This is a genomic window from Rothia sp. HMSC061E04, from assembly GCF_001813685.1.
Taxonomy (GTDB): domain Bacteria; phylum Actinomycetota; class Actinomycetes; order Actinomycetales; family Micrococcaceae; genus Rothia; species Rothia mucilaginosa.
Map to the genome: position 1 here is coordinate 119,509 of NZ_KV813698.1, position 17,881 is coordinate 137,389.

At 58.2% G+C, this 17,881-nt stretch carries 14 protein-coding genes; 4 read left to right on the forward strand and 10 right to left on the reverse strand.

All coding sequences use genetic code 11. The features are described from left to right. The first annotated feature begins 119 nt into the window (after positions 1-119). From HMPREF2927_RS03385 to HMPREF2927_RS03395, 3 genes are all read left to right on the forward strand, one after another. Complete coding sequence (locus HMPREF2927_RS03385) at positions 120-998, forward strand: endonuclease/exonuclease/phosphatase family protein (protein WP_070685546.1); 879 nt, start codon at positions 120-122, stop codon at positions 996-998. A gap of 71 nt (positions 999-1,069) precedes the next feature. Beyond that, complete coding sequence (locus tag HMPREF2927_RS03390; protein WP_070685549.1) at positions 1,070-2,884, forward strand: alpha-glucosidase; 1,815 nt, start codon at positions 1,070-1,072, stop codon at positions 2,882-2,884. A 129-nt stretch (positions 2,885-3,013) separates the two neighbouring features. Beyond that, on the forward strand, positions 3,014-4,819 hold the full coding sequence (locus HMPREF2927_RS03395) for a glycoside hydrolase family 13 protein (protein ID WP_070685552.1): 1,806 nt from the start codon (positions 3,014-3,016) through the stop codon (positions 4,817-4,819). A 170-nt stretch (positions 4,820-4,989) separates the two neighbouring features. Here the strand turns inward: HMPREF2927_RS03395 and HMPREF2927_RS09370 are convergent, their stop codons facing one another. Continuing rightward, the gene (locus tag HMPREF2927_RS09370; RefSeq protein WP_168165220.1) at positions 4,990-5,250 is read right to left on the reverse strand and encodes a hypothetical protein; all 261 of its coding nucleotides are present in this window, start codon (positions 5,248-5,250) and stop codon (positions 4,990-4,992) included. Beyond that, positions 5,180-5,425, reverse strand: a complete 246-nt coding sequence (locus tag HMPREF2927_RS09375; RefSeq protein WP_141754872.1) for an EspF repeat-containing protein — start codon at positions 5,423-5,425, stop codon at positions 5,180-5,182. Before HMPREF2927_RS09375 ends, HMPREF2927_RS09370 begins: the two co-directional genes overlap by 71 nt. An 831-nt stretch (positions 5,426-6,256) precedes the next feature. On the opposite strand from HMPREF2927_RS09375, the gene HMPREF2927_RS09010 reads away from it, so the two are divergent. Further along, the gene (locus tag HMPREF2927_RS09010) at positions 6,257-6,706 is read left to right on the forward strand and encodes a hypothetical protein (protein ID WP_141754873.1); all 450 of its coding nucleotides are present in this window, start codon (positions 6,257-6,259) and stop codon (positions 6,704-6,706) included. Positions 6,707-7,256: 550 nt separating this feature from the next. Here HMPREF2927_RS09010 and guaA read toward each other — a convergent pair. From guaA to groES, 8 genes are all read right to left on the reverse strand, one after another. Continuing rightward, entirely contained in the window at positions 7,257-8,849 is a 1,593-nt protein-coding gene (gene guaA, locus HMPREF2927_RS03405; protein WP_005508433.1) for a glutamine-hydrolyzing GMP synthase, read from the reverse strand. A gap of 225 nt (positions 8,850-9,074) precedes the next feature. Beyond that, complete coding sequence (locus HMPREF2927_RS03410; RefSeq protein WP_083311159.1) at positions 9,075-9,746, reverse strand: ABC transporter ATP-binding protein; 672 nt, start codon at positions 9,744-9,746, stop codon at positions 9,075-9,077. Beyond that, positions 9,746-11,890, reverse strand: coding sequence for a hypothetical protein (locus HMPREF2927_RS03415; RefSeq protein ID WP_070685555.1), 2,145 nt, complete (start codon positions 11,888-11,890; stop codon positions 9,746-9,748). Before HMPREF2927_RS03415 ends, HMPREF2927_RS03410 begins: the two co-directional genes overlap by 1 nt. 140 nt (positions 11,891-12,030) lie before the next feature. Next, positions 12,031-12,348 (reverse strand): lactococcin 972 family bacteriocin, encoded by a 318-nt coding sequence (locus HMPREF2927_RS09380; protein ID WP_083311161.1) that lies wholly within the window; start codon positions 12,346-12,348, stop codon positions 12,031-12,033. Between the two features lie 283 nt (positions 12,349-12,631). After that, positions 12,632-13,762 (reverse strand): GuaB3 family IMP dehydrogenase-related protein, encoded by a 1,131-nt coding sequence (locus HMPREF2927_RS03420; RefSeq protein WP_070685558.1) that lies wholly within the window; start codon positions 13,760-13,762, stop codon positions 12,632-12,634. Positions 13,763-13,907: 145 nt separating this feature from the next. Beyond that, entirely contained in the window at positions 13,908-15,425 is a 1,518-nt protein-coding gene (gene guaB, locus HMPREF2927_RS03425; protein WP_070685561.1) for an IMP dehydrogenase, read from the reverse strand. Between the two features lie 309 nt (positions 15,426-15,734). Beyond that, on the reverse strand, positions 15,735-17,321 hold the full coding sequence (groL, locus tag HMPREF2927_RS03430; RefSeq protein WP_070685565.1) for a chaperonin GroEL: 1,587 nt from the start codon (positions 17,319-17,321) through the stop codon (positions 15,735-15,737). 105 nt (positions 17,322-17,426) lie between these two features. Next, a complete protein-coding gene (gene groES, locus HMPREF2927_RS03435) occupies positions 17,427-17,714 on the reverse strand; it encodes a co-chaperone GroES (protein WP_005505066.1) in 288 nt (95 codons plus the stop codon). Positions 17,715-17,881: the final 167 nt, after the last annotated feature.

Below are 17,881 nucleotides of genomic sequence, written 5' to 3' on the forward strand. Positions count from 1 at the left end.
GCACAGAATCGATAGCATAAACAGTGCGCCCATAGAGGTCAGAGTGCATAAACACTCACCACCTCAATACGCGGTGCGCATATCATTCTTCAACCTCACACATACCCCGGACTTAATACATGCGCTTCCTCACCCTCAATACGCACAGCTGGTGCGAAATCCACCAGATTGCCAAGATCCGCGCCCTCGCCAAGTTCATTATTGAACAGCAGGTGGACGTTATCGCCCTCCAGGAGGTCAACCAGCTGACCTCCACCCCCGTGGTGGAACATCCCCTCCACTTCCGCGGCGGCGCGGGTATTCCGGTCCGTGAAGACAACTACGCCCTGCTCCTCGTGCGCGCGCTGGAGGCGCTCGGCGCCCGCTACGAGTGGACCCTCACCGAGACCCACCTCGGGTGGGAGCGCTACGACGAGTGCGTGGCCGTCCTCTCGCGCCTGCCGATTCGCGGTATCAAGCCCATCAATATGTCCCCCGACTACACCTACTTCCAGGTGCAGCGCCGCGCAGCACAGGCAACGCTCATCGAAACTGAGACGGGCACCTTCTGGTGCGCCACCACCCACATGTCCTGGTGGGACTTCGACGGCGAGCCCCTCTTCGCGCAGGAATACGCACACCTCTCGCAGGAGCTTGCCGAGTGCGCCCGCACCGCACCGGTACTGCTCGGCGGCGACTTCAACTCCGCAGCACATCTGAGCAATGAAGGCTACGCGCTGGTCACCTCCAGCGGCATGGTGGATACCCGATCCCTGGCGGAGCACACCGACGGCGAGAACACCGTCCACCGCGAAATCGCCGGCTGGGAAGGTAGCACGGATGCCAAGCGCATCGACTTTGTCTTCGCTGACCGCCTGGTCGACGTGGTATCCCACGCGGTTGTCTTCCGGGATAACTCCCCCGAGGCGATTTCCGATCACAGCGGCCTGCTCCTGGAGATTGACCCCGCAAGCTGGGCCCCTCAGAGCGTCCTGACGCCCCTCACCACCCAGCACTAAGGGCATCAGACTTTAGCCGCCCACAGAGCGGCCCCACACAACACTCATCCATACCAAGGAAAGGAAGAACAATGACGACCCAGATCCAGTGGTGGCAGGAACCCGTTGTCTACCAGATTTACCCCCGCTCCTTCAACGACTCCAACGGCGACGGCATCGGCGATCTGCCCGGCATTACCGAGAAGATTCCGTACCTGGCAGACCTCGGCATCGAAGTACTGTGGCTCTCCCCCATCTACGCTTCCCCGAACGATGACAACGGCTACGACATCTCCGACTACCGCGCCATCATGACCGAGTTCGGCACCATGGAAGACTTCGATGAGCTACTCGAAACCGCACACAAGCACGGCATCAAGCTCATGATGGACCTGGTCGTCAACCACACCTCCGACGAGCACGAATGGTTCAAACAGGCACGCTCCTCCAAGGACAACCCCTACCGCGACTACTACATCTGGCGCGACCCCAAGGGCTTCGACGAGGACGGCAAGCCGATTCCGCCGAACAACTGGATTTCCTGCTTCAGCCCCTCCGTGTGGGAATGGGACGAGGCGACCGGCCAGTTCTATCTGCACTACTTCTCCGTCAAGCAGCCCGACCTGAACTGGGAGAACCCGAAGGTCCGCGAAGAGGTCTACGACATCATGCGCTTCTGGCTGGACAAGGGCGTGGACGGCTTCCGCATGGACGTCATCAACCTAATTTCTAAGGACCTCTCCTTCCCCGAGGACCCGGCAGTCCTCGCTGGCGGCCTCGACAACTGCCTGGCTGTCGCAGCGAACGGCCCGCGCGTGCACGAATTCCTGCAGGAGATGAACCGCGAGGTCCTGAGCAAGTACCCGGTCATGACCGTGGGCGAAACCCCCTGCGTGACCGTGGACGACGCCGCACTCTACACCGGTTTCGACCGCAACGAGCTGCAGATGGTGTTCCAGTTCGAGCACATGGACGTAGACGCCTCCGAAGGTGGCGTGACCGGCAAGTGGTCCGACCGCCGCTTCAACCTGGTTGACCTCAAGAAGGTCCTCACCCACTGGCAGGAAGGCCTGCACGGCCGCGGCTGGAACTCCCTGTACTGGAACAACCACGACCAGCCGCGCACCGTCTCCCGCTTCGGTAACGACTCCCCCGAGTACCGCACCGTCAGCGCCAAGATGCTGGGTACCGTGCTGCACCTGATGCAGGGCACCCCCTACATCTACCAGGGCGAAGAGCTGGGCATGACCAATGTCTTCTTCGACGACGTCAAGGACTACAACGACCTGGAGATTCACGACTCCTGGCGCAAGTACGTTGAAGAGTCGGGCCGCGTCTCCGCGGAGGACATGCTTCGCTACATCAGCGCCTCCGGTCGCGATAACGCCCGCACCCCCATGCAGTGGACCGCTGGCGAGAACGCAGGCTTCACCTCCGGCACCCCGTGGCTGAAGCTGAACCCGCGCTACACCGAAATCAACGCGGAGGCAGAGCTCGCTGACCAGGATTCGGTGTTCTACCACTACCGTGACCTGATTAGCCTGCGCCGCGAGCACCCGATTGTCCTAACCGGCGAGTACCGCCTGCTGGATGAAGAGGATGACCAGGTTTACGCCTACCTGCGCGTGAACTCCGATGAGGACGCCGCCGCAACCGGCGAGCGCGCACTGCTGGTCGTCGCGAACTTCACCGATGACACCGTTCAGCTAAACTACGCGGGTGGCAACCTGGATTCGGTGGTACTGACCAACTCGCAGGCACTCTCCCCGACTGAGCTGAAGGCAATCGAGAACACCCCGAAGCTGATTAGCTCGAACTACCGCGATGAGAACCGCGAGTTCACCGACGAGGGCACCCTGCTGCGCCCCTACGAGGCGAAGGTGTACCTCTTCGGTAACGCCAAGTAGTCGTACCCCACTCATACTGTGCGAAGGGGGACCAGAAACGGACATTCCGGTCCCTCTTCGCCCTATACTTTAATCACAGACAAAATTTGTTCCTCTTTTCGGCTGGATGGCCGGTATAGAAAGGCAATTATGAGCAACTCCGAGGCATACGAGGTTCCCTCCTACGAAGGCCGCCAGTGGTGGAAGGAAGCCGTGGTGTACCAGGTGTACCCCCGCTCCTTCAACGACGCTAACGGCGACGGTATCGGTGATCTGAAGGGCATTATCGAGAAGCTGCCCTACCTGGCTAAGCTGGGCATCAACGTCATTTGGCTCTCCCCCGTGTTCGACTCGCCGAACGTGGACAACGGCTACGATATCTCTGACTACTTCGCGATCATGGGTGACTTCGGCACCATGGAAGACTTCGACGAGATGCTTGAAACCGCCCACAAGCACGGCATCAAGATCCTGATGGACCTGGTCGCAAACCACACCTCCGATGAGCACCCCTGGTTCAAGGAATCCCGCTCCTCCAAGGACAACCCCTACCGCGACTACTACATTTGGAAGGACCCGAAGGGCTTCGACGAGGACGGCAACCCGATTCCTCCGAACAACTGGGCGTCCGAGTTCGGCGGCCCGGCGTGGGAGTGGGACGAGGCGACCGGCCAGTTCTACCTGCACATCTTCTTCAAGGAACAGCCCGACCTGAACTGGGAGAACGAGAAGGTTCGCGAGGACCTGTACTCCATGGTCCGCTGGTGGCTGGACAAGGGCGTTGACGGCTTCCGCCTGGACGCTATCAACATCATCTCCAAGCCCGAGGGCTACCCGGATGACCCCTCCACCGACTATGAGAAGCACACTTCCTCGATTCCGTTCGTCATTACGAACGGCACCATGGTGCACCCGTGGATGAAGGAACTCACCCGCGAGACCTTCAGCCGCTACGACGTGATGACCGTGGGCGAGACCAGCGCAACCAGCCCCGAGGACGCTAAGCTGTGGGCTGGCTACCACACCGGTGAGCTGAACATGATCTTCCACTTCGATCACATGGGCGTGGATAACGACCCGAACGGCAATCTGGGCGGCAAGTGGTCCTACGCACCGTACAAGCTGACCGAGCTCAAGCGCATCCTGAACGACTGGCAGACCACCCTGGAGGGTAACGCCTGGGGTTCGCTGTACTGGAACAACCACGACCAGCCGCGCGTTGTCTCTCGCTTCGGTAACGATTCGGATGAGTTCCGAACCCTGTCCGCTAAGCAGCTGGCGACCACTCTGCACTTCATGCAGGGCACCCCGTACATTTACCAGGGTGAAGAGCTGGGCATGACCAACGTGAAGTTTGATTCGATTGAGGATTACCGCGATGGTGACTCGATTCGCTTCTACGAGGACATGCACGTTGATCACAAGCGTCTGAGCCACGAAGAGGCGATGCAGGCGATTTATATTAAGGGCCGCGATAACGCTCGTACCCCGGTTCAGTGGGATGCCTCCGCTAACGGTGGTTTCAGCCCCGAGGGTGTGACCCCGTGGATTGCTGTAAACCCGAACTACCCGGCGATTAACGCTGAGGCTGTTCTGGCTGATGAGGATTCGATTTTCTACCACTACCAGCAGCTGGTGGCTCTGCGCCGCGGCAAGCTGAAGGACCTGATGGTTTACGCAGCCTTCGCTCCGGTGGATTCGGTTCAGGTTCCGCACAACGAGGATGAGGCTGTGTACGCATACGCCCGTACCGGTGGCGCGGATGGCAGCCCCGCGAACGAGTCTTTGCTGGTTATTTCGAACTTCACTGCCGAGGAGCAGGAGCGGGACTTCGCGGTGCTTTCTGAGGCTCGTGAGGCTGGTGCTCGTGTTGAGCTGGTGAGCTCGAACTACAAGGACGACGCGGGTTCGACCCTGCGCCCCTACGAGGCGAAGGTGTACCACATCGTTCGCTAAGCGCTGTAGCTCGTTGAGTGCTGCCGCGTGCCGATAAGGTGATAGACAGCAGAAGGAGGGTGAGGCTTATGCCCCGCCCTCCTTTTGTGTTGTCTTCTGTGTTCTCTTCTGCGTTCTCTCCGGTGTTCTCCAGGCATGCTTTCTTGGCTCTGCTTAGCTGGAGGCTCTGCTCAACTGGAGAAGACGAGCTGCAGGATCGGCACGGCGAGCGCTATCATTCCTACGCTGACGACCGCCCCTGCGGCAATGACGGGGGCTGCGGTGCCTTCGTGCCGGTAGTGGGTTTCCAGAATGACAATATTAGCTGCTGGCGGCAGAACAGCCAGAAGGAAAAGCACCTGCGGATGCGCGAGCAACTGGTCAAAGTGCACGCCCGCCGTATCGTGTGCCCAGCGGGCGAATGCCAGCACGCCGATGCTGTAGACGCTCACGAGCACGACGCGTAGGAGCGCCCACCGGACGGCTTGTTTGAGGTCGGTTCGGTGCAGGCGGGCGGTGCTCAGCCACATGCCTAGCACCATGAGCCCTACGAAGCTGAAGACCCAGGTGATGAGCCGGTAGATACCGGCGGCGTGGGTGTTGAGGAACGGTCCGGCGGGCAGGCATATCAGCCCGATCGCTACGGCGATAATGGGGCGGTTAGTGAGCAGGGACCGCAATACTGCACCGACGGCAGCTTTTCGGGCGGGCTTGGATTGGCTATTCGTGAGTCCGTCTGCGTTGGCTTCTCTGCGCATGAGTGAGGTGCCGAGGATATTACCCATGACGGAGTTGCCGATATACGCGCCGACGTATAGGCGTACGGCTTCCTCGCCCCAGAAGCTGGCAACTACGGGGATTCCGAAGATTCCAGCGTTGAGGTAAACGAGGGCGAGCCGCTGCACCGGGTCGTTCGTGAAGAAGGCGGCGCAGCGTACTAGAAGCGCCATGAGCACCATGGTGGAGGCTGCCATGAAGAAGAGTTCGGGGCGGCTGGTGGCGACGATGTAAACGATGACGGTGGGGATAATCCAGCGGGTCAGCAGGGCGGAGGCGCTTTCTTTCAGGCGATTGCCCCCAGTGCTCGGGCAGCAACATTGCGAGCCCGAATCCTGCCCCTAAGTAGAGGAGTGGGAGGATCATTCCCATGCTCGTTCCTTTCACTGTTGCCGTGTCTGTGCTGTTGTTTTACGGCTAAGGTCCCTGTCTAATAACCCTACCCTGAACCTTCAGGTTGAGGCTTACTGCTTTTTCGTTGTATTTTTCGAAATTTTCGCGTCATATTGCATCATATTCGCTGATGCTCTCGTTTTTTATACGGTTCGCTTCTAATCTTGAATTATAGAGAGAATATATTTTCCACCACATTCTTTCGTTCTATCACCGACACTCATTTCTTACGAGATTAAGAACTATGCTTTTTCTTCTCCCGTGAGGCTAAATATTCAGGAGCCCGCAATGCAGCAGCCGTATCTTTCTTCCCCTCCCGAATCTGGTGGTGTCCCGCAGCATCCGGCGCAGGCTTCCAGCCAGCATGCTGATGCGCATATTCCGTGGCGCTCTTCTTCTGCTCTGCTTACTGCCCCTGCTGCAGCTTCTGTAGCGACTGTACCCGCCCCTGAGAGCCCGGAGCGAACCTTTAGGGTGCCTCACCCGGTGTTGAGCGCTATCTCGTGGGTGATTGCGGCTGCGAGCGCTGCATGGCTTGTCATTCTGGCTGTTTCGTTGACGATGATTGTGGCATCAGGCCTGAGTCATGATTCTGAGTTTGTGATGCTGACCTATGGCGTGTACATGGCGTGCGCGTTTGGGTTCTGCTGTTTTGGTACGTTTTTTGCGTTGCATTTTGGGTTGGGGTCGAGCGCTCATTGGCGTGATTCGATTCGTCACCCGCATCACCCGCATTAAAGTTTTTATTTATCGTGTAGTTTTGTGGAGAGTTTTTAGTTCTTTTATTTGAACTCTCGTTTTAAATATTTTGGCGTTTTCCTTTGAAATTCACGCTTAAGTACCACCCGTTTTTCTCTATACCTCCGCATAAAAAGCCGCCCGGCGCATCCACAAACAGGATACACCGGGCGGCTTACTTCTAAGCTAAAAGTCTGGGGCAGGGCGCTGCGAGGCAGAACGTTCCGCTACGGGGATTTCTTCAGAACAGTTTGTGTCATCTCCAAGGGAAGGAAAACTGACGAAAAACTCATAGACGGAGGATTTATGCTCTTGCTTTTGATCGTGCTCGTTATCAGATTTTGACATCTCTAGCCCCTCCTTATGACATTAGGTTAGTGCTCTGCACATGTCAGACGAAGCATGCATAAGCACATTATATTTCGTTCATCCCTGGCATCTGCAACGTACATACTCACAAAAGGAGCCACCCAGCACATCCACAAACAGGATGCACCGGGCGGCTCCTTCACAGGCTCCCAGCTACAAAGCTAGGTAGCCCAAAGCGGGATTACTCCCACTCAATGGTTCCCGGGGGCTTGGAGGTAACGTCCAGCACCACTCGGTTAACGTCCTTGACCTCGTTCGTAATACGGTTCGAGATCTTAGCCAGCAGGTCGTACGGCAGGCGCGACCAGTCAGCGGTCATTGCGTCTTCCGAAGAGACCGGGCGCAGAACAATCGGGTGGCCGTAAGTACGGCCGTCACCCTGAACGCCCACGGAACGAACGCCAGCCAGCAGAACCACGGGGCACTGCCAGATGTGCTCGTCCTGACCTGCTGCGGTCAGCTCTTCACGCACGATAGCGTCAGCGGCACGCAGGGTTTCCAGGTTCTCGCGGTTAACCTCGCCGACAATGCGGATGCCCAGGCCGGGGCCGGGGAACGGCTGACGTGCCACGATCTTCTCGGGAACGCCGAGCTCACGACCGATAGCGCGGACCTCGTCCTTGAACAGGGTGCGCAGCGGCTCAACCAGTTCGAAGGTCAGGTCGTCGGGAAGGCCACCCACGTTGTGGTGGCTCTTAATGTTTGCGGTGCCGTCGCCGCCGCCGGACTCGACAACGTCCGGGTACAGGGTGCCCTGGACCAGGAACTTGATGTCTGCGCCCTCTTCGCCAGCTTCAGCAATCAGCTTGCGCTGTGCCTCTTCGAAGGAGCGGATGAACTCGCGGCCGATAGCCTTACGCTTCGCCTCGGGTTCGGTGATGCCATCGAGGGCGGAGAGGAAACGCTCCGACTCGTCGATGGTAATGACCTTGATACCCATGGATGCTGCGTAGTCCTGCTCGACCTGTTCGCGCTCGCCCTCACGGAGCAGACCGTGGTCGATAAAGAAGCAGGTGAGCTGGTCGCCAACAGCCTTGTGCACAAGCGCTGCTGCCACGGAGGAGTCAACGCCACCGGAGAGCGCGCAGATGACGCGGTCGCTACCGACCTGCTCGCGGATCTTTGCGACCTGCTCTTCGATGATGTTGTTGGTGGACCAGGTGGGCTTCAGTCCTGCCACATTGTAGAGGAAGTTCTCCAGGGCGACCTGGCCGTAGTCGGAGTGCTTCACCTCGGGGTGCCACTGCACGCCGCCGAGCTTGCGGGACTCGTCCACGAATGCTGCCACGGATGCGCCGGGGGTCTTTGCCAGCACCTCAAAGCCTTCGGGGGCTTCGGTCACGGAGTCACCGTGAGACATCCACACGTTCTGGGTGGTGGGGGTGCCGGTGAGGAAGGAGGAGTTCTCAGCGCAGACCACAGCGTCGGTTGCACCGTATTCGCGCAGACCGGTCTGGGCGACGGTGCCGCCGAGGGTCTGGGCCATCACCTGGAAGCCGTAGCAGATACCGAAGATCGGCACGCCAGCTTCGAAGAGGGCCTTGTCGCCCTTGGGTGCGCCATCGGCGTAGACCGAGGAGGGGCCACCGGAGAGCACGATGGCTGCCGGGTTCTTGGCGAGCATCTTCTCGGTGCTCATGGAGTGGGGGACGATTTCGGAGTAGATGCCGGCTTCACGCACGCGACGAGCAATGAGCTGCGCGTACTGTGCACCGTAATCTACCACCAGGACGGGACGCTCTTCGAGCTGGTCCAGGTTCACAGAGTTGGTCACGAAAATTACCTCAACGTGTTGGTACTAATCCGCGCACTTGCGCGGGGATATATCTATTTTACGCTATCGCGGTGTGAGCTTGAACGCCCGCAGCGCGGGAACCCTTCAGCGAATGACCGTTCTTTTCAGCGAGTAAAAATAAACCCCGTATAAGAAAGCACCGCCCGGCGACGGAGTTAACGACTCCATAGCCAGGCGGCACATTGCAAAAACAATCCTCTTCGTTTATCCCTTGAACTGAGACATATCAATACGCCGGTCGCAGAAGTCCGCCACCGCATCGCTGTGCGTAGCAATAATGGCACAGGCCCCGGCGTTCACCAGCTCCCGCAGAATATCAAGCACCTGCGCCTCGTTCTCGGCGTCCAGCGCACCGGTCGGCTCATCTGCCAGAATCAGTGATGGCTGCTTCAACATAAGCCCAGCAAGCGCCACGCGCTGCTGCTCACCACCCGAGAGTTGGTAGATAAGAGACTTCTCTCGCCCAGACAAACCGACCCGGGCGAGGACGGACTCTAGCTCTTTGCGGCTCGGACGCTGCGAACGCGGCATAACCGCGAGCGGTCCGAGGACGTTCTTTTCAACGCTCTCCCCTTCTACCAGGGCATAGTTCTGGAAGAGATATCCTAGACTATCACGGCGGAAATGACGGCGGGTTCGCGATGATGAACCGCTCAACATTGTTCCTTGGAAGGTATATTCCCCTTCAGTAAAGTCGGTCAGGGTCCCTAGACAGTTAAGGAGAGTGGTCTTGCCACTTCCTGAGGCACCAGTTAGGGCTAGCATCTGTCCTGGAGCTACGGCAATATGGACATCAGCAAAAATAGGATGTCCTGCAATACGCACAGACCCCCCGCTTACGGCCAGCAGATTTTCTGTTTTTAAGATGGACGTCATCAGTACATTTCCTTTCGCGCATGATTGGCAACAGTAACTCGGTAGCCTCTGCCAAAGGCCCATAAACTCATACCAATCGACACAATAACAGTGGATGTGAAGAGTACCGTTGCCAGTACTGCAATAACAGATGCAGTCTCAGCCCCAGCATTGAGATACTGCTCGTGGGCCAAACTCGTTAGTTGGAGGACCCCATAGCTAATGACAAGAATCGTCAAAACCGCCTCCCCTATGAGAACCCCACGGAAAGTCCGGGTCGGATGCATACCGTAGGTAAAGGAACGAGCGATACGCTGCTGATGTTCTGCGCAGTACACACGTGCGTACTCCAGAAGGGTCACAAGACACAAAACGGAAAGGATGATGAGCGCATACAAGCTAATGCGTTGTTCGCTCTGCATCCTGCTTGTGAGACTAAAATATTTTTCGCTCACCGGCAGAATTTCACCTACGTAGCTTCGAGCTGCACTACCCTTCAGAGATTCAAGAGCTTTCTGCCGGTCCTTAATAAATGCCCCGTTCTGACTGAAGGCGGCAACGAGCATCTCCATTCTGTCAGTCAGCACAGTTTTCGGGACATACACAATGATGGGGTTCTGCACAAAGTAGTTCGCTTTAGTACCGTCACCATATGTATAGGACCTCGTTACAGACTCATATGCCCTCAACTCCGAAAGCTCAGCACGTGAAGCTTCTAATTTATTCGAGGAAGAAGAGCTATCAGCCGAGTCAAAAGTACTAGAAGCAAGGCGCCTTATATCATCAGCGTGCTTTTCCAATTCCTGGGGATAGTAGACGCTAAGACCGCTACGACCTTCCAGGTCTTCAAGAGGAGGTAAACCTGCTGGCAGGGATTCAGGATTACTATCCAGGTATTCACGATTCACGTACAGAAAGGTACGACCCAAGCTCTGATCAGATTTCAGAGAGGCTGATTCATCCTTTCCGGCTCTATAAGCTTCAATCGATTCAGGGGATGTATAGACAGGGTTCTCCGCACTAGCGAGGATGACGTTATCAGATTCTACTTGTTCTTTACTCCAGCCCTGAAGGTTCTGGATGTCACTAGTCTTATACCGGAAACCATTAAAGGACACACTATATCCGTTACCCTGAAGCACCGCGGGGCGGGCTTGATTGAGTGCATGGACTTGCTGAGTCGTGTAAGCCAAAGTGATTAGAGTAGCAACAACAAGAATGAGCGCCAAAGAGCGGCACGCCCAGCTAGCCGCATAGGTAATACGCGTAGGTACCTTTCCTTTAAGGGCTTGTCCAATAGGTATAGCTACAGTAAGTGCACAAGCCACATAATGCAGCAGAAGCATAAGGCCCAACATCCAGCACAACAGGATAAGCTGAACTTTCAGCGTCAAAGCTGCAAAAGCCCACGAATTGTACAGGGCGAGGAATGTATAGAAAAGGGCATAGAGGCCCAGAATTCCACAAAGAATAGCAGGCCCCGACTCTAGCAGCTGTGCACCGTAGACACGGTTTAAGGATGCCCCATGCAGACGCAGGCGCGCGCTTTTTTTCGTCTGCCGGAATATGGCACCAATCAGAGCCGTACTAAGGGCTAGGCATGTTGCAATAAAGGCATACCCGCCTGGGGTTCCCATGTAGTACCCTGCAATACTTCGGAGATTGAGAACATCGTATTCAGTTGTATGCGCACCATTTTCACGCAGGGTAGCGAGTAGCTGGGCGCGTTGTTGCTCACTACCGCCATAAAGGTTGTAGAGACCTCGCGCTTCTGCAACCTTGCCCGGATTAAGCCTTTTGACCTCAACGCGGTCTTCAGGGGTATAGGAAGGGTATCCTGTTTGTTCCCACCCACGTACAGTATTTTCGGCACCGCAGAATTCGAGTACGATACCGTGCCGAGTATCTGACACATCAAGGGTGCGACGAGCTATAGCGATACTGTTCTTCTCCGCTTCCTGACACATATCCTCTAGAAATTTGCGAGTATCTACGCCTTCGCTGATTGAAGGAATCTGGAGGTTACGGGTATGCCCAAGAGACATCTCCGAGTTGATACTCAGAAGCATGAAGAAAGGGAACACGATGGAGGCGAGGGCTGCCCATAGATAAACTGAGGTGAGGGCCGATACATACCGGCCAAATCGGAATCGGCACTTAAGCATGGGGATTCATTTCTGTCATATGGGCGGACCGCCTGATAGATTCACTCAGACGGCCCGCCAAATATTTTGTATATTAGCTTCCTGCATCATTTGCAGGGCCATATTGCTAATACGCTATAGAACATCCAACGCGCTCATCTCTAACAATGGTTGTTGTAGTAAGCCTCGTTAGTGTGGTCCCAAGAATGACCAGACGAAGCCCTAGCAGTGGTAAAGGGCTTCTTACATCCGGAGTAAACCCAGTTACTTCCCCAAACGGTTGCACTATGCCGTGCTTCTTTGTGGTAATAACGAGACCACACACCCCAGATAGACGAACCATAGTCCCAAGTACCACCATGAACCTCAACAACAGTCGCCGCAGCCGGGACAGTTGCGGCAGGAACGGCAGTCAGTGCCGTCACGCTCAACGCGGCAGCAGCAAGAACCTTCTTAACAGGGGGAGCGAAGATACCCATTTCTAATCTCCTTCGATAGGTATATCCATATGGTATTGAACTTGCAGTTTTGCAGAAGTTCTTTCAAAGAATATAGACCTTAGCCATATCCTTATTAGATACACTACAGTGAAAATATAATCCCAGTCACTATAAAATGAGAAAGTTTAACAATATGGCATAAATTCCATTCTCCCAAAGACAGTGACTCAACCCCTACCTAAAAGAGCACGTCAAAACAATACCGCCCGGTAGTCGGAGGGATAAACCCACCAACCACCGGGCGGTGATTCATGAAGCTACATTAGCCGCGGTACGCGGGAACCACGGTCAGGTCAGCCTTCTGGAACTTCTTCAGGTCCAGGTAACCGCAGTTAGCCATTGCACGCTTGAGCGCACCGACAATGTTGCTGGTGCCGTTCACGTGGTGCGAAGGACCGTACAGGACCTCCTCCAGGGAGCCGACAACACCCAGCGGGGTGCGCACGCCGCGCGGGAAGTCCAGCGAGTGCGCCTCGTTACCCCAGTACCAGCCCTGGCCGGGAGCCTCGGATGCACGAGCCAGCGGAGCGCCCAGCATGACGGCGTCAGCACCCAGTGCGAGCGCCTTCACCATGTCGCCGGAGCGGCCCAGGGAACCGTCAGCGATCACGTGTACGTAGCGGCCGCCGGACTCATCCAGGTAGTCCGAACGTGCCGCAGCCACGTCGGCGATAGCGGTTGCCATCGGTGCGGAGATGCCCAGGCCCTGGCGGGTAGTCTGTGCGGAACCGCCGCCGAAGCCCACCAGCACGCCGGCTGCGCCGGTACGCATCAGGTGCTTAGCCTGCGAGTAGCCAGCCACACCACCAACGATGACCGGAACGTCCAGTTCGTAGATGAATTTCTTCAGGTTCAGCGGCTCGTGCGAGGTGGAAATGTGCTCAGCAGAGACGGACGCGCCGCGGATGACGAACAGCTCAACACCCGCCTTCACCACGGTCTCGTAGTGCTCCTGGGTGTTCTGCGGGCTCAGGGAGCCTGCAACGACCACGCCGGAGTCACGAATCTCTTCCAGGCGTGCAGTGATTAGTTCCGGCTTAATCGGCTCGGAGTAAATCTGCTGCATGCGGGTGGTTGCGGAGGCGGGGTCCGCCTCGGGCAGCTCGACAATCTCGTCGAGCAGCGGCTGCGGGTCCTCGTAGCGGGTCCACAGGCCCTCGAGGTTCAGCACGCCCAGGCCACCCAGCTTACCCAGTGTAATGGCGGTCGCCGGGGACATGACCGAGTCCATGGGCGCACCAATGATGGGGGTGTCGAACTTGAAGGCGTCAATCTGCCAGGAAGTGTCGACGTCGCGGCGGTCGCGGGTACGGCGGGTAGGCACCAGCGCCACATCGTCCAGGGAGTAGGTGGGGCGGGCGTTCTTAGAGAGGCCAATCTGAATTTCAGACATGGGGTGAATCCTTTCGAATTCGGTTTGAGGGGTGCCGCTGGGCGTTATTCGCGCCGATGCCCGCCCGATACCTGAACGGGTATGGGGCGGGCTCAACGGCGCATGGTATGCACACCATGCGGCGAATCATCGTTGGTGAGGCGTTTTAGCGGCGGTAGTTCGGTGCCTCAACGGTCATCATGATGTCGTGCGGGTGCGATTCCTTCAGACCTGCGGGGGTGATGCGCACGAACTGACCCTTGTACTTGAGCTCCTCGATGGTGCGGGAACCGACGTAGAACATGGTCTGGCGCAGGCCGCCTTCGAGCTGGTGAATCACTGCGGAGAGCGGGCCGCGGAAGGGAACCTGACCCTCAATACCCTCGGGGATCAGCTTCTCTTCGCTGGAGACATCAGCCTGGAAGTAGCGGTCCTTGGAGAAGGACTTGTGGCGGCCGCGGGTCTGCATTGCACCCAGCGAACCCATGCCGCGGTATGCCTTGTACTGCTTACCGTTCATGAAAATCAGCTCACCGGGGGACTCGGTGGTACCAGCCAGCAGGGAGCCGAGCATCACGGAGTCAGCGCCGGCAACCAGTGCCTTGCCGATCTCGCCGGAGTGCTGCATACCGCCGTCAGCAATCAGCGGCACGCCCGCCGGGATTGCTGCCTTAGCGGACTCGTTGATAGCGGTCACCTGGGGAACGCCAACACCGGCGATAATGCGGGTGGTGCAGATGGAGCCGGGGCCGACGCCGACCTTCACGCCGTCAGCGCCGGCGTCGATGATTGCCTGTGCGCCCAGGCGGGTTGCAGCCTGGCCACCGATGACGTCCACGTGTGCTGCGGCGGGGTCCTTCTTCAGGCGGGCGATCATGTCGAGCACGCCCTGGGAGTGGCCGTTTGCGGTGTCCACGAACAGTGCGTCAACGCCTGCCTCAACCAGGGTCATGGCGCGCTCGTAACCGTCGCCGAAGAAGCCGATAGCGGCGCCGGCACGCAGGCGGCCGTCCTCGTCCTTGGTGGCGTTGGGGTACTGCTCAGTCTTGACGAAGTCCTTCAGGGTAATCAGACCGGCGAGCTTGCCTGCGTCGTCGACCAGGGGCAGACGCTCAATCTTGTTGTGGGACAGCAGCGCGAATGCCTCGTCCTTGGTGACGCTGGGGTGCGCGGTGACCAGCGGCATGGGGGTCATGATGTCGCGGACGCGAATGCCCTCGTAATCGGAACGGGAGATGTAGCGGATATCGCGGTTGGTGATGATGCCTTCCAGCACGCCCTCTTCGCTGACGACGGGCAGACCGGAGACCTTGTAGTAGCCGCAGACCTCGTCGTATTCGGCGATGGTTGCGTCAGCACCGATGGTGACGGGGTTAATGATCATGCCGGACTCGGAACGCTTCACGCGGTCCACGTGTGCAGCCTGGTCCTCGATCGAGAGGTTGCGGTGGATAACGCCCATACCGCCCAGACGTGCCATAGCGATTGCCATAGCAGAGTCGGTCACGGTGTCCATTGCGGCGGAGATGATGGGGGTGTTCAGGGTGATGCGCTTAGACAGGCGGGTGGAGGTGTCCGCATCGGAGGGGATGACGTCGGTGTTGCCGGGCAGCAGCAGCACGTCATCGTAGGTCAGGCCGGTGAAGCCGAAGGGATCCTCGGACAGAGCGGTGGGAATGGTCATTGTCTACCTTTCGGATGCTGGCTTCATCGGTGAGAAGCTCAGCCTATACGTTGCGTATGTCAAGATGCGGTACGACCCGTCTGCTCGCACCCCACAAGGTGGTTTGAGCGCAAACGAGAACAGCTTACCTTCTATAGTAAACCGCTAAAGGTTTCTTTGCTGAGAAGCCCTCATAGTAAGCACCCCTCAGCGGGAGGCTGTCGGCAGGTTCTAGCGCCCCCACGAACGCGAGCGCATCCGAGCCTACCGACAGCGAGTGCCCGGTACCGCCTCCTTGATGGAGGGGGCGGCACCGGGCACACACACTATTTAGTCTTCTTCAGTTTCTTCGGGCTTCTCGACCACCAGGGTCTCGGTGGTCAGCACCAGAGCCGCAATGGAGGATGCGTTCTGCAGAGCCGAACGGGTCACCTTCACCGGGTCAATCACACCGGCTTCGATGAGGTCCACGTACTCGCCGGTCTTGGCGTTGAAGCCGTGACCCACGGGCAGTTCGGAGACCTTGGAGACGATGACGTAGCCGTCTTCGCCAGCGTTCTCCGCGATCCAGCGCAGCGGCTGAACCAGGGCGCGGCGAACGATCTGTACACCCACGTTTGCGTCGTGGTTGCCCAGGTCCATACCGTCCAATGCCTTCAGCGCGTGGACCAGTGCGGAACCGCCGCCGGAGACGATACCCTCTTCCAGAGCGGCACGGGTGGAGGACACAGCGTCCTCGATGCGGTGCTTGCGTTCCTTCGCCTCAACCTCGGTTGCGGCACCGACCTTGATGACGCCCACGCCGCCGGCGAGCTTAGCCAGGCGCTCCTTGAGCTTCTCGCGGTCCCATTCGGAATCCACGCGCTCAATTTCGCGGCGCAGCTGCTGCACGCGATCCTCGATCGCCTCGGGGTCGCCGCCGCCGTCCACGATGGTGGTGTGGGACTTGGTGACGGTCACGCGGCGTGCCGAGCCCAGGTGCTCCAGGGTGACCTGCGGCAGGTCGATGCCGAGCTCGCCGGTCACGACGGTGCCGCCGGTCAGAATTGCCAGGTCCTGCATGATTGCCTTGCGGCGGTCACCGAAACCGGGAGCCTTCAGAGCCACCACGTTGATGGTGCCGCGCAGCTTGTTCACGACCAGTGCGGAGAGCGCCTCGCCGTCAACGTCTTCTGCGATGATGGTCAGCGGCTTCTTCGCCTGAACAATCTTCTCGAGCACGGGCATGATTTCTGCAATGGTGGAAATCTTGCCCTGGTAGAGCAGCACGAGGCTGTTCTCCAGCACTGCTTCGCCGCGCTCAGAGTCGGTGACGAAGGAGGGCGAGAGGTAGCCCTTGTCGAACTGCATACCTTCGGTGATGTCCAGCTCGATTTCGGTGGAGGAGCCGTCTTCGATGGTGATGACGCCGTCCTGGCCGACCTTCTCGAAGGCGCGAGCCAGCAGCTCACCGATCTGCTCGGACTGCGCGGAGATAGCGGCAACGTGCGCCACCTCGGGGCCCTGCACGGGGCGTGCGTTCTCGAGCAGGCGTGCGGAGACAGCCTCCACAGCAGCCTCAATGCCGCGCTTGACGTCGGCGGGTGCCGCGCCGCTGGTGACATTGCGCAGGCCCTCGTTGACCAGTGCCTGTGCGAGCACAGTTGCGGTGGTGGTGCCGTCACCGGCTACGTCGTTGGTCTTGGTGGCGACTTCCTTCGCCAGCTGGGCGCCCAAGTTCTCGTACGGGTCGTCCAGTTCAATTTCGCGGGCAATGGACACGCCGTCATTGGTGATGACGGGTGCACCCCACTGCTTGTCGAGCACAACGTTGCGCCCGCGCGGGCCGAGGGTTACCTTGACCGCGTTTGCCAGCTTATCGACGCCAGCCTGCAGGGACTTGCGGGCGGCATCGTTGAATTCAAGCTGCTTAGCCATGTGTTCGCTACTCCTAGTGCGTCACAGAAAGGAAAATTTGAGGGGCAGATGATAGCTCATGCGCCGTACCGGATGAGCGGTACGGCGCATGAGCATCTGAAAGTATTAGTCGACGATTGCCAGAACGTCGCGTGCGGAGAGAATCAGGTACTCTTCGCCCTGGTACTTGACCTCGGTGCCACCGTAGCGGGAGAACACGACAACGTCGCCTTCCTTGATGTCTACGGGAATGCGGTTGCCCTTCTCATCCACGCGGCCCGGGCCAACGGCGACAACGCGTGCTTCCTGCGGCTTTTCCTTCGCAGTTTCGGGGATGACCAGACCGGATGCGGTGGTCTGCTCAGCCTGCTCAATCTTGATAACGACGCGGTCTTCCAGGGGCTTGATAGCCATAATCGGTTCCTCCGGGTTGTGGATTTACGTTTGATGCGAGACAGCGGCGCAGTGGCGCGCCCGATGACTGTCTCGAGTGCTACCTCAACTCTAGTTTCACCTGTGCTTTCGGTCAAGAAAAGCGCCCCTCTGCCGGGGTGTTTCACCGCAAGGCGAACGCTGAGCAA